Here is a 13,235-nt window from a genome sequence, read left to right on the forward strand (position 1 = left end):
GTATTTAGGAATATTTAAAAAATAATTTACGCTAAAATCATTTACGCTAAAATCATTTAGCAGCTAGCTCTATTATACCGACACTAAAAATTTTTTACCAAACAAAAAGACTTGCATATCTGCTATGCAAGTCAAAACTATTATAGATAACCTTTTTCAGTGACAACTTCTTTAATTAAGTCCACAACTTCAGCAATTGTTTTGCCAGTCGTATCAATTAAAACCGCATCATCAGCTTGCTTCAAAGGGGAAACTTCTCGATGTGAATCAATGTAATCACGCTTTTCAATTTCAGCTTTTAATGTTTCAAAATCTGTTTTAATCCCCTTGGCTTGATTTTCTTTATAACGACGTTCTGCTCTTTCTAAAACACTGGCAACTAAGAAAATCTTTACTTCAGCCTTTGGTAAGACTGCTGTACCGATATCGCGTCCATCCATTACTACACCGCCATCTTTGGCGATGATTTGCTGTTGGTTCACTAATTCTTTGCGAACAAGTTCGTGGGCAGAAACCTCGGAAACATTATTGGTAACATTTGTTTCTCGGATTGCTAAAGTTACATCTTCTCCGTCAATAAAAACCAATTGTCCTGTTTCACTTTGCTTAAAAGTAATGGGATAACGATGGATTAGATTAACTAAACTCGCCGCATCAGAAAAAGCAACGTGATGTTTAATCGCTAAATACGTTACACTGCGATACATTGCACCAGTATCAGTATAAATAAAGCCATAATCTTTTGCCAAAATTTTTGCGACTGTACTTTTGCCAGAAGAAGCAGGTCCATCGATTGCAATATTAATTTTTTCCATTTGTTTGCCACCTATCTTTAGACATTAAAAAAGCCGAACCAAAAATGCCGTGATTTTTGGACCGGCTATTTTTTACTTAATTCGTAATTGTTGACCAGGATATAATAAGAAATTATTCGGATCAATACCATTTAATTGATACAATTGATCAACAGAAATTCCTGCGCGAGCAGCTACTTGATTTGGTCCTTCACCATTTTGAACTGTAATATATTGTTCTCCTGTTTGAGCATTTTGGTCTTGTTGATTTTGGTTTTGTTGATTTTGATCTTGTTGCTCATTTTGTTGCGCTTGATTTTGTTCTTGATTGTTTTCACTAGAACTTGGCTCTGATTCTTCACTAGAACTTGATTCACTTTCAGACGATTCAGTTGTTGAACTTTCGGCAGTGGATGATTCTTCAGTTGATGATTCTTTAGTAGATGACACTAAAGATGAAGAAGCAGTTGCTGGTGTTGAATCGGCATTTTTCTTATCATGCGTTAGCCACATTACAAAACCAGCTGGCACTAAAATACATAGCGACAATAAGATAACCAAAATAACTAAAAATTTTGAAGTACCGCGTTTTTGGCGTCTTTGTTGGGTCCGTGATGAAGTTTCTTCGTCTGTATCATAAATTGGTTGTTCCCACGGTTCTTGTGTTTCGTTGTCAAAATCATTTTTCTTTTTACTCAATTTTCTTACCTCCTGAAAAGCTTTCGCAGTGTATTATACCATAGCCTTTTTATTGTTGTCGCAAAAATATAACTTCAATCGTTTTCTTTAAATAATTTTAGGAAAATCTCCTGCCAACTCACCAATTGATGATTTTGTTTGTCTGGTACTTGACTAGTTTTTAACACCAGGCCATCATTGTCACAGCAATCGCTGGGCTTTGTTTGCATTTTTTCGGCAAAATTTTCTAAAATAAATTCTCGACGACACGTCGCAAGGTTGATATAAGCCAACATTTGCGTTAATTTTTCACCTTTAATCTGCTCATTAACCGCCAAAGCGGCTAACACTTCTTTTTCGCCAATACTTTGACTTAAATCTATCCATTTACTTTGTAGCTCACTGGATTCATACGCCATTTTTCGTCCTAATAATTGCTGAAAACCACTACGTTCATCTTGCCGCATTTGTTTGAAGTAATGATGAATTTTCTCATCATTTTTTTGATAAAGTAAAACTGCTTGGCTCGCTGCGCCATCACGTCCGGCACGACCAATCTCTTGTACATAGTTTTCGATACTGTCAGGTAAATCATAGTGAATGATAAAACGAATATCACTTTTATCAATTCCCATGCCAAACGCATTTGTAGCTACCAAAATATCCAAGTGATTGCTTTGAAATTGCAATTGGAGACGACTTCTTTCACTACTGTTTAGTCCCCCATGATAATAGCCAATATTATAATGTACTTTTAACTTGCGATATAAAGTTTCCACAGTTTTTTTTGTTGCACAATAAATAATACCAGGACCGCTCAATTTTTTTAATAAATCAGTTAATTGGGCGAACTTGTTATCTGTTTGTTGAACAAAAAGGGCAATATTTTTGCGATCAACTGATCGTTGGACCAGTTCATAGTCTTCTTTTAATAATAGTTTAGCAATATCACTCTGTACAAAAGGAGTAGCTGTAGCAGTTAAGGCTAATGTTACCGGATTTTCTAAAAATGCTTTTATCTTCCCTAATTGGCGATATTCCGGCCTAAAATCAATCCCCCACAAAGAAACACAGTGGGCTTCATCAATTACAAAAAAAGCAATTTTTTGCCGTTTTAACAGGTGTAAAATTTTCTTTTGCCAGAGCATCTCTGGACTGATAAATAAAAATTTATAATCAGATAAGTGCCATAAAACGAATTCTTTTTCCGCAGCAGTCAACTGGCTATTTAAAGCTACTGCTTGAATCTTTTTACTGTTGAGCTGGCTGACTTGGTCTTCCATTAATGAAATTAGTGGCGAAACAACAATTGTTATTCCTGACGTTAAATAACTCGGTAATTGATAGCACAAGCTTTTACCAGTCGCAGTAGGCAAAATCCCTAAGACATCTTGGCCAGAAAGTAAACTTTCAATGACTTCTTTTTGTCCGCTCCGAAAACTGTCAAAACCAAAATATTGTTTTAAACTATCTTCTAATGCCATTGACAGCCTCTCTTTTCTTTTTTATTTGATATAACCGAAATTCTACAAACTCTAATGGAAACTGTTCATAAATATCGCGATAACGTAAAGTATAAATATTTGTTGTGTCAAGACTTGCCAAATATGCCATCGTATTGCTTGAAATAAATTTTTCAAATGGGAAAGTTTGATCAAAAAGCGCCCACTCAATAATATGATCTGAAATAGTTCCTAACTTCAAACGACGACTTGCAACTACCATTGAAACACTTTGCCCTTCTAATAAAAGTTTGCGGGTAAACAGCATACTGTTATTGTAATTTTGCCTTAAAAGACCTTTTAAAATTTGATAACACAATGTATTTACTCCCGCTTTTTTTATTTCATTTAATAATGGATGGAGACAACTAGCCTGATAGAAGAAGTTCCAAGGTTGTTTTTGAAATTTTTCCGGTAGCAATTGATAAGCAATTTGAGGGGAAATATTCGGTCCACTTAACTGTTGGGCCAAAAAATCTCCATCTTTTTGATCTAATTTTTGAAACAGCACAGTTAATTCCTGGTAAACTATTGTTTTGTCGACTATTCTTTGTTTGAAAAGCTGTTCTACTGGGCGGGTATATAACGGACTTGTTTCCAGAGGCCGCAATGGTTTTATTTGACTTTGCGCAACTTGCTGAATGAAATAAGATAAAAGACGAAAACAATTGGAATCACTACGGCCAAAGTTAAAATAGTCTACTTGCTGCAAGCGACGGATCTGTTCAACATCAATTTTTGCTTGACCTTGGGATGTAATGGCATATTCTCCCTTAGTGACAAAAGCGATTAGCTGCTCTTTTTCAAGCTGAGCAATTATTTGATCAAATTGTGATTGAGAAAGTTCCGGTTGACTGCCGAGATAAGGTAACAAATCATTAAAATACGCATAGCTCATAATCGCTGCAGTTCGTTTTCCTTTTAATAAATGAAAGAGCGTGCTGGTCTTTAACTTGTCAGTCATGGAAAATAACGCTAAAATAAATTGATTCATAAAATACGCCTCCTGAAAGTTGGTGGAACGATGACGACAATTTGCCGTCTTGTACCAGAACGCTGTATTGCTTGCGGACTTTGTGCCATTTATGCACCTGATATTTTTGATTATGACGAAGACGGTATCGTTTTATTTAAAGAAGAACCGGAAGCCAGTCAACAGTTTGTGCGCACCGAGGAACGAAAAGCTGTTATAAAAGCCGCTGCCAAATGTCCTGTCAGAGCAATTTTACTTGAAAAAGAAAACGGACGCTAGCACTAATTCTATTAAAAGAAATGCTTTTATTACTATACGCAAAAAGTTTAATAAAAACTAAAAATAGCAAAATACCCAAACGTTAAGTTGCGCCTGACTTCTAGTAAGAAACTAGTCGCCCACAACTTGCTACGTTTGGGTATTTGGTTTAATCTATTGGCTAATAATTATTTTCCACATAAACGATAAATTGATTCCGCATAAATGTCCATTGCTTTGTATAGTTGGGCTAATTCCCATTGTTCATTAGCTTGGTGCATAAAGTCTGGAGTATCTTCAAACATTGCGCCATAAGCTACACAGTTTTTCATAGTGCGGGCAAAAGTTGCGCCACCAGAAATTTCAGGTTCTGACATATCGCCAGTCATTTCACGATAAGTCGCTAATAGAGTTTTGACTAAAGTAGAATCTTGAGGAACATATAAAGAGTCTAACCAGTCAAATTCTTGATAAGTTAAATCATATTCTTTTACTTTTTCAGCAATTTTGGCTTCTAAATCTTCTTTTTTCACGGTTACTGGCAAACGCATATCCACACCAATTTTGGTTTCTTCTGGTGAAATCACCAAACTAGCAAAGTTCATCGTTAATTCTCCAGATTGTTCATCTTCTGTTTTCCCGACAACATTTTCACCAGTTGCGTTTTCTTTAACTAATTTGCCCAAGAAATTCAAAGGAGAAAAATCAACTGATTCACTTAAAGCCATTGCCAAACGCGTAATTGCATTAATTCCATCTGATGCATCTTTTGCATGGACGCTCTTACCTTGAACTACTACGGCGTCCCCTTCCATTTCATACGGGAAACCTAATTTATCCAGGCTTGCTTTGACGGCTTCGACGTATTCTCCTTTATATGGTGCAGTATCTGGAACTACATTTAATGCTCCTCCAGCATGAACAGCAACTTTATCTGTGCCAGGACCGACAAGATAAGCTTGTAACAAACCTTTTTCTGCAAAAGTTAGTGGGAAACTATGGTCTGGGGCAATACCAGCTGTTGCACTTTCTTCTTTTTCATTGTATTTTTCCATACAACGCCATAAATTTTCTTCATCAGAACCAAAGATGAAGCGAATGCGTTGATTAAATTCAACACCACTATCCATTAAAGCTTTCACAGCATATAAAGCAGCCATTGAAGGACCTTTGTCATCTTGAGAACCACGACCATAGATAATGCCATCTTTAATTACTGGATCAAAAGGATCGGTATTCCAACCTTTTTGATCAGCGGCTGGAACAACATCCATATGACATAAAATGGCAAATAAATCATCACCTTCGCCAACTTCAGCATAAGCATAATAGCCTTCTGGATCTTTAAAAGTGCGTAAGCCAATGCTATCACAAATTTCTAAAACTTGATCTAAAGCTTTTACGACATTTTTCCCAAAAGGATGCCCTTCTCCACTGTCAGATTCATCTAAAACTGAAGGGACTTGAATAAGTTTTTTTAAAGCTTCCACCGCTTCTTCGTGGTGTTTTTCGGTAACAAATTGTTTCATGATACAACCTCCTAAATTTTAAAGTAAAATAGCGAATATCTTTCGCTTTTTACCATAATACCAATAATAAGAAAAAGAGAGCTTCATGAATAACTGAAACTCTCTTTTTAAAACTGAGAAACTCAGTTATAGATATAAAATTAATTCTATCTTAGCCAACTTTTTAACAATTGTCTATTTTATAGAATTGTTCCAATTGCAAGTAAGATACAAATAGCGACAAATAAAATCGCGATTAATTTGGTAATGTATTTCCACCATTTACCAATATCAATCCGTGCAATCGCAACGGCACCCATAACGATAGCTGAAGTTGGTGTAATCAAGTTTACTAACCCTGAGGCAGATTGGTAAGCCGTAATAACTAAATCTTTACCTACACCAGCAAATTCGCCCATTGGTCCAATAATACCCATTGTTGCAGCAGCAAGACCAGATGTTGATGGGATTAAGAATGACATTGGGATGTAGAAAATAAATGCCAAGATAATAAAGATAACAGAAGAAAGACCAGAAAGTCCTTTTTCACCCCAGTTTAAGATTGTATCGGTAATCATACCATTGTTCATGACAACTTGAATACCACGAGCAACAGCTACGACGATAGCAACTCCGATTAAATCAGAAGCCCCTGCTAAAAATTCAGAAATAAAGTCTGATTCTTTAAAGCCGTAAACGATTGCAACGACAATTGACATTAATAAGAACAACATTGTGATTTCTGGGAAGTACCATTGACCAAATGGCAACATATCTTTACCAAGTACCATTCCTAAACCAGGAATGCCAGCTAACCATTTTGTAAAGTTAGCAAAGATATTAATACCGAATTCTTCCCATGGAATTAAACTTAAAATCATTAAGAAGAATGTCAAGATGAACAAGATGTTCACGTTACGTTGTTTTTTCGTTACGCCTTCTTGGCGATTGATTGCATCGATATCAAAGTGTTTTGCATCTTCTTCTCTTTGAGAATATACAATTGATTGGGTTGGATCTTTTTCAATTTTAGCCGCATAGCGGTAAACATAGGCAATTGAAATCCCAACTAAAACCACCCACATGATAATACGTAACAACATACCATCGGCCATTGAAATACCGACAGCATCAGAAGCAACACCGGTAGCAAATGGGTTAACCGTAGAAGCTAAACACCCTACTTGGGAACCAATCAAAACGATTGAAACGGCAACAATAGAGTCAAAACCTACCGCCATCATAACTGGAATCAGTAATGAATAAAACGGAATAGTTTCTTCGGCCATACCGTAAGTTGAACCACCCAAGGCAAAAATTGGTAATAAGATAAAGATTAAGTTCTTTTCACGGCCTTTAAAGCGTTTTACGATTGAGCCGATTCCTGCATCTAATGCGCCAGTTTTATTAACGATTCCAAGGAATCCACCAACGATTAAGATGAAAAATGAAATAGAGATAGCTGGATCTGTGGTTTCAGAACCTAACATCCCTAAAACTGGTGCCATCATAACATCATAAAAACCTTGTGGATTTTGCGCCACACGCTCATATGTTCCTGCTAAAATGTTACCAGCATCGTCCACTTTATAATGACCGGCTGGAATGAACCAAGTCAAAATGGCGATGAATGCAATGATAATAAATAATACCGTGTACGCAGAAGGCATCTGGAATTTTTTCTTCGTTTGCGTATTTTCCATTTTTTCTCTTCCTCTCTTTTCTATATTTGTAACTATAAAATAGATTACATAGTTATTTTATCAGAGATAAGACGATCTGGGAAATAATTACATAAGTTTTTTTATCGTCTTTTCTACTGTTTTATTATGTATATTCATTTTATAGTTAACAAGTTTGTAAGTAGAACTTGTTAGCACGGCTTTTGTTCTACTCCCACAATAATTGTACCGCTAGTTTCTTTTCATAATATGAAAAATACCAACTTGAAAACGTGAAGAATTTCTCTTTATACACTATCTTTTTGATTATTATACAAATCAATGCATATACAAAGGCCTTATGATGAAAACGCTTTATCATTTTACTGCTTTTTGTATTTTATTTCATCGAAAAAATCACTTGTTTTTTTGAACAAAAAAACACCGCTAGTTTCCTAGCGGTGGCAAATTGGTCTTTAACCAATATGTTGTTGTTTACGTCGTTTTTGTTCTAAAAATGGTAATAGTTTCGTATAAATTACTAAAAAGGCTGCACTAACAATCGCACCTTTTAGTAGGTTGAATGGCACAACGCCAATTGCAATGTATTGCGCTAATGAAACACCCAGCATTTTATCAGCTGTGAGACCTAAAACACTTAGGTAAACAGGCGTAATTACAAAATAATTTGCAATACTCATAAAGATTGTCATCGCCAAAATACCACTGCTAACCCCTAAAACTTTATTGCCAATTTTATTTTTTCCTTTAAAGAAATAATACATTGGTAAGGTAAAAAGTGAGCTGGCAAAGAAACTAGCAATATCGCCAACTAAATTACTTAATTCTAACCCGGTGGTTAACAGATGTAATAAAGAGCGGATAAAAGCTGTTGCAATCCCTGCCATCGGACCAAATAAAAACATACTTAGCATTACCGGTATATCACTAAAATCAACTTTCATAAATGCGAAAGCGGGTATAACCGGAAACGCCACATACTGCAAAATAACTCCCATTGCCGCAAACAATGCGACAGCCACCATTTTTTGTACCTTTGTGTTCTTCATTGAAATCCTCCTAATTAAGGACCCATCTTCAATCGAACCTTTTTGAACCAACTTTTTCAATAAAAAAACTCTATTTTCCATGCAGGGAAAATAGAGTTAGAGTTATCTGAAATAAGTTACTTCAAATAAGCCCTATCTTCTTTATCCAGACTATACTGTCGGTATCGGATTTACACCGATTCAACCGCAACTTAATGCAGTTCGTGGACTATTACCACCGGTCGGGAATTGCACCCTGCCCCTGAAGACGAACCTTGTATTTAATTACACTTACATTATATAAGAAAAGAAAAAAATTACAAGTATTAATTCTTGGCTAAATTTAAAAGCTGACTCACTTCTTTTTTGTGTAGCGGACGATATTCTCCGGGCCGCAAGTTTTCCAATGTTAAATTGCCATATTTTTCTCGTTTTAATTTTTGGACGGGTAACCCGACTGCTTGTAACATTTTTTTCACTTGATGATTTCTTCCTTCGTGAATGGTTAATTGAATAATTGTTGTTTGTGCTTTGGTATCGGTTGATAAAATATCATAGCGAGCTGGTCCATATTTTACACCTTCAAAACGCAAACCTCGACTTAAAGGTCGTAGCTGCTGTTTTTCAGGTATTCCTTTAACCTTTGCAACGTAGACTTTATCAACTTCATGTTTTGGATGCGTTAATTTTTGAGCAAATGCGCCATCATTGGTTAACAATAACAAGCCAGATGTATCATAGTCCAACCGCCCTACCGGATAAATCCGTTCTGTAATTCCAACAAAATAATCCGTAACAACTTTTCGGCCTTTATCATCACTAACGGCCGAAATCACACCGCGTGGTTTATAAAACATAAAATAAACTGGTTCTTCTTGATTAATGGGAACATTGTCCACTTCAATTTGATCTTTTCCACTAACTTTAATCCCTAATTCTGTGACAATCGTGCCATTAACTTTGACCCGACCTTCACTGATTAATTCTTCTGCTTTGCGGCGAGAAGCAATTCCCGCATGGGCGATAACTTTTTGCAATCTTTCCATTATTCTTGTCCTCCATTTTCTGTCTCACTGAAACGGTCAAAAAATAAATCCATTGGAACATCTTCAGTTAGCTCATTTTCCATTGCTTCAATATCAGGTAACTCAGCTAAGGATTTTAGCCCAAAGTAATCCATAAAGTAAGCAGTCGTTCCATATAAAATTGCACGGCCTGGTCCATCAACACGGCCCTTTTCTTCAATTAATTGTCGCGCCACTAATTTTTGGACCGACCCACTAGATTGGACACCGCGAATCTCATCGACTTCCATTCTGGTTAGAGGTTGTTTGTATGCAATAATTGCTAAAGTCTCTAATGCCGCCTGAGAGAGGCTGTTTGACATGGGAGACTGTGCATATTTTTTTAATAAAGGAGCAAATTCTTTTTTTGTCGTGAGCACAAAATGATTGCCTACCTCTAAGATATGCAAAGCGGAATTCTCATCCTCATCATAACGACTTTGCAGGGTTTGAATCATTTCATAGGTTTGCGCTGTTTTGCTATTTAATAAATAGCTCAATTCTTCCAAGCCAATTCCTTCGTCGCCTACTACGAATAAAATAGCTTCTAATTCACTAATTTTCATCTTTTTCTCCTGTTGCAAATAGCGTAATTTCGCCATAGTTTTCCGTCTGAGTGATAGCTACACTGCCAGTTTTCATCAATTCCAATAAAGCCAAAAAAGTAGCCACTACTTCACTTTTGGTATAACTTTGTAAAAATTCAGCCAGATTTCTTCCTTCATTTGGTTTTAGCCCAGCTAAACCAAGCTTAATAGCATTCATTTTATCTTCAATTGTTGCTTCATCTGAAGTAATTGTTGTTTCAACCACTTGACGCTTTTTCTTTTTTTCTAACATGTTGTGAAATGCTAAGAATAAGTCAATCGTATTTAATTGATTTGCTACTAACAATGGACTCTCTTCTTTGTACTCATCAACATCCATCGGCTCTTTAGTAAAGTAATCACTACGCTCTTTTGCCTTATCTGATAGTATTTCTGCGGCATATTTAAATTTGCGGTATTCTAATAATTGGGTTACCAAAACTTCTCGCGGATCTTCTTCATAAACATCCTCTGGAGCAACAAACTCTTGCTTTGGCAAAAGCATTTTTGATTTAATTGCCATCAGTGTGGCGGCCATCACTAAGTAATCTCCTGCCACTTCCAATTCCAAGGTCTGCATTGCATGAATGTATTGCATATATTGTTCCGTAATTGCGGCAATAGGGATATCGTAAACGTTGATTTCTAATTTTTGAATTAAATGAAGCAACAAATCCAACGGCCCTTCAAAAACAGCCAATTTAACATTAATTTCGCTCATAGTTCACCAACTTCTATGCACGAGGAAAATACTGTTTGTAAACATCCGTCATGCGTTTTTTCGTAATATGGGTATAAATTTGGGTAGTTGAAATATCAGCATGCCCTAATAGTTCTTGCACTGTTCTTAAATCTGCACCATTTTCCAGTAAATGAGTAGCAAAACTGTGACGTAATGTATGAGGAGTTACAGTTTTATAAATACCAGCCTTTTGCACAATTGTCTTTAAGTTTTTCCAAATCCCCTGCCGACTAAGACGGCTACCGTGATTATTTACAAACAAATATGCTTCATCAGGATTTTTACGCGTTAAGTGAGGTCTGGCTTCTGAGAGATAGCGCTGTACCCACTTTATGGCAATATCTCCTAAAGGAACAATACGTTCTTTATCGCCTTTACCTAATGTTTGCAATAATCCCATTTCTAAATGCACATCATTTAACTTCAAATTAATTAACTCACTAACACGTAGTCCTGTTGCGTACATCACTTCCAAAATAGCACGGTCTCGCAGTCCCAGTGTTTCTTTTGTATTCGGCGTAGCCAATAATTGCTCGACTTCACTTAAGCTCAATGTATCGGGAAGCTTCTGTTGCTTTTTAGGAGAATCAATATGTTGCATTGAATCGTGATCTGTATAACGTTCTTGGCGCAAAAATTGATGAAAACGACGTAAGCTCGTAATCATACGGGCAATCGTTGCATTGGAACGCCCACTTTCTTTTAAGACTTGTAAAAAACTCACAACAGTGAAACGATCGATTTCTTGCCAATCGGTAATTTGTTGCTGTTGTAAAAATGCTAAGTATTGCAAAAGGTCTCGTTGATAACTTTTTTTTGTATTTTCAGCTAGTCCCCGCTCAATCGTTAAATAATGTAAATAATCGGTAATTTGTTCTTGCATCTTTCACCATATCCTCTTTTGTAACATCTTTATCATCATACCAAATCAACACCATTTGTAACAGAAAAAAATAAGCTACACCAAAGCCAACATGTGACTCTGGCATAACTTCATTTTTTTTGACAATTCTGGCAGATACCATGAAATGTTAGCCGATGATCTTTAACCAGAAAATGATATTTATTTTCAACGATTTCTTCTACATCACCTAATAAATCTTCTTCAATTTCTTCAATATTTCCACACTCAATACACAATAGATGATGGTGAAAATGTTGCGCACCTTCTTTTCTTAAATCATAACGCGAAACGCCATCGTTAAAACTAACTTTATCGACAACATGCAATTCTGTTAAAATTTCCAATGTTCGGTACACCGTAGCTAACCCGATTTCAGGGCTTTTTCGTTTAACAAAAAAGAAAACTTCTTCAGCAGAAAGATGATCTTTTTCATTTTCCAATAAAACTAATAACGTAGCTTCCCGCTGCGGAGTTAATTTGAATCCGGCTTCGTGAAGTTGTTGTTTCACTTTTTTCATTGTCGTTATTGTATCCATGTGTCCTCCGCAACCTTCTTTATAATAATTATAAACTAGCATCATTTTACAAACCCTAGATTATACTCATTATAAGGAAAAAGCAAGAATTATACAAGGTCTGTTTTCTCAATTAGATAAGTAAATCCTTCTTTTTGTTCAACTAATTTCGCTTTTAGTAAATGTCCCATTGCTCGCTTAAATTGACCTTTACTAATACCAAACATTTCTTTGATTGCTTCTGGTTCCGATTTATCGGTATAAGGCATTTTATTTTCTTTAGCACGTCGTAAATACGCTAAGATCATTTCAGCATCATCCCCAATCGCTTCATATGCCCGAGGTTTAAGGGATACATTTAAAACACCATCTGGACGTACACCAATTACACGCCCTGAAACCACTTCACCTAAACGAGGTTCCTGGTAACGTTCACTGGGATGAATAAAACCAAGATAAAAATCTTCTGTTAAAATATAAGTTCCAGCAATCTTTAAGCGAAAAACTGTCCCTGTAATATTTTGATTTTTTTGTTCTTCCCGTCCTTTTTTGCTCATGGAACGAAAAACTTTTTCTTCTGCTAAAGTCCCCCAAATACGTCCTTTTTGATCGACGCGCAATGCAACCAATAGCCGATCGCCTTTTTTGGGCCATAATTCCGTTAATGTCGGAAGTTCATCTAGGGAAACAGCGATTTCTTTATCCGGTAAGCCAATGTCCACAAAGACACCTAGGTCACGCCTTGAAGCAATAACCGTTGCAAAAGCGTAATGTCCTTGGCGACTTTTCGGAATTTCGGTGGTTAATGCATTTTCATGCCGCTGATTTTGGTAGGCAAAACCTGTTACGCTTTCTCCTAATTGATGTTCGCCTTCACTTTTTGGTAGACGAAAAGTAACACCATTCTTTTGAACAAAATAGGCAACTTCATTTTCATCTGTTACCATTCCTGTAATAATAGTAGCTAATAATTCATTCATAATTTTTCTCCTTGTTGCGC

The 13,235-nt window shown here is 36.2% G+C and carries 14 protein-coding genes and 1 riboswitch; of the genes, 1 reads left to right on the plus strand and 13 read right to left on the minus strand.

All coding sequences use genetic code 11. The features are described from left to right. Window positions 1-140: 140 nt before the first annotated feature. The 4 genes from cmk to RK01_RS05685 all read right to left on the minus strand — a co-directional run bounded on the left by cmk (window position 141) and on the right by RK01_RS05685 (window position 3,968). Complete coding sequence (gene cmk / locus RK01_RS05670; protein WP_016172330.1) at window positions 141-815, minus strand: (d)CMP kinase; 675 nt, start codon at window positions 813-815, stop codon at window positions 141-143. A 72-nt stretch (window positions 816-887) separates the two neighbouring features. Next, entirely contained in the window at window positions 888-1,493 is a 606-nt protein-coding gene (locus RK01_RS05675; RefSeq protein WP_016172331.1) for an SAG1386/EF1546 family surface-associated protein, read from the minus strand. 74 nt (window positions 1,494-1,567) lie between these two features. Then, window positions 1,568-2,956 (minus strand): RecQ family ATP-dependent DNA helicase, encoded by a 1,389-nt coding sequence (locus tag RK01_RS05680; RefSeq protein WP_016172332.1) that lies wholly within the window; start codon window positions 2,954-2,956, stop codon window positions 1,568-1,570. Continuing rightward, entirely contained in the window at window positions 2,940-3,968 is a 1,029-nt protein-coding gene (locus RK01_RS05685; protein ID WP_016172333.1) for a helix-turn-helix domain-containing protein, read from the minus strand. The genes RK01_RS05680 and RK01_RS05685 overlap by 17 nt, the downstream gene beginning before the upstream one ends. Window positions 3,969-3,998: 30 nt before the next feature. Here RK01_RS05685 and RK01_RS05690 point away from each other — a divergent pair, with 30 nt between their 5' ends. Continuing rightward, window positions 3,999-4,226, plus strand: coding sequence for a ferredoxin (locus tag RK01_RS05690; protein WP_016172334.1), 228 nt, complete (start codon window positions 3,999-4,001; stop codon window positions 4,224-4,226). A gap of 167 nt (window positions 4,227-4,393) precedes the next feature. Here the strand turns inward: RK01_RS05690 and RK01_RS05695 are convergent, their stop codons facing one another. The 9 genes from RK01_RS05695 to RK01_RS05735 form a co-directional block, all read right to left on the minus strand. Then, window positions 4,394-5,734, minus strand: a complete 1,341-nt coding sequence (locus RK01_RS05695; protein ID WP_016172335.1) for a M20 family metallopeptidase — start codon at window positions 5,732-5,734, stop codon at window positions 4,394-4,396. Between the two features lie 179 nt (window positions 5,735-5,913). Next, window positions 5,914-7,416, minus strand: a complete 1,503-nt coding sequence (locus RK01_RS05700) for a YfcC family protein (RefSeq protein WP_016172336.1) — start codon at window positions 7,414-7,416, stop codon at window positions 5,914-5,916. 434 nt (window positions 7,417-7,850) lie between these two features. After that, complete coding sequence (locus RK01_RS05705; RefSeq protein ID WP_016172337.1) at window positions 7,851-8,444, minus strand: ECF transporter S component; 594 nt, start codon at window positions 8,442-8,444, stop codon at window positions 7,851-7,853. 130 nt (window positions 8,445-8,574) lie between these two features. After that, window positions 8,575-8,697: riboswitch (FMN riboswitch) on the minus strand. Window positions 8,698-8,749: 52 nt separating this feature from the next. Continuing rightward, complete coding sequence (locus tag RK01_RS05710) at window positions 8,750-9,469, minus strand: pseudouridine synthase (protein ID WP_016172338.1); 720 nt, start codon at window positions 9,467-9,469, stop codon at window positions 8,750-8,752. Then, window positions 9,469-10,053 carry an SMC-Scp complex subunit ScpB gene (gene scpB / locus RK01_RS05715; RefSeq protein WP_016172339.1) on the minus strand — a complete coding sequence of 195 codons (585 nt, stop codon included), beginning with the start codon at window positions 10,051-10,053 and terminating at the stop codon, window positions 9,469-9,471. The genes RK01_RS05710 and scpB overlap by 1 nt, the downstream gene beginning before the upstream one ends. After that, window positions 10,043-10,795 carry a segregation/condensation protein A gene (locus RK01_RS05720; RefSeq protein WP_016172340.1) on the minus strand — a complete coding sequence of 251 codons (753 nt, stop codon included), beginning with the start codon at window positions 10,793-10,795 and terminating at the stop codon, window positions 10,043-10,045. Before RK01_RS05720 ends, scpB begins: the two co-directional genes overlap by 11 nt. Before the next feature lie 13 nt (window positions 10,796-10,808). Then, complete coding sequence (xerD, locus tag RK01_RS05725; RefSeq protein WP_016172341.1) at window positions 10,809-11,699, minus strand: site-specific tyrosine recombinase XerD; 891 nt, start codon at window positions 11,697-11,699, stop codon at window positions 10,809-10,811. Window positions 11,700-11,809: 110 nt separating this feature from the next. Beyond that, the gene (gene fur, locus RK01_RS05730; RefSeq protein WP_016172342.1) at window positions 11,810-12,256 is read right to left on the minus strand and encodes a ferric iron uptake transcriptional regulator; all 447 of its coding nucleotides are present in this window, start codon (window positions 12,254-12,256) and stop codon (window positions 11,810-11,812) included. Between the two features lie 89 nt (window positions 12,257-12,345). After that, on the minus strand, window positions 12,346-13,215 hold the full coding sequence (locus tag RK01_RS05735; protein WP_016172343.1) for a CvfB family protein: 870 nt from the start codon (window positions 13,213-13,215) through the stop codon (window positions 12,346-12,348). Window positions 13,216-13,235: the final 20 nt, after the last annotated feature.

It is taken from the genome of Enterococcus dispar ATCC 51266 (genome assembly GCF_000406945.1).
GTDB classification, from domain to species: domain Bacteria; phylum Bacillota; class Bacilli; order Lactobacillales; family Enterococcaceae; genus Enterococcus_C; species Enterococcus_C dispar.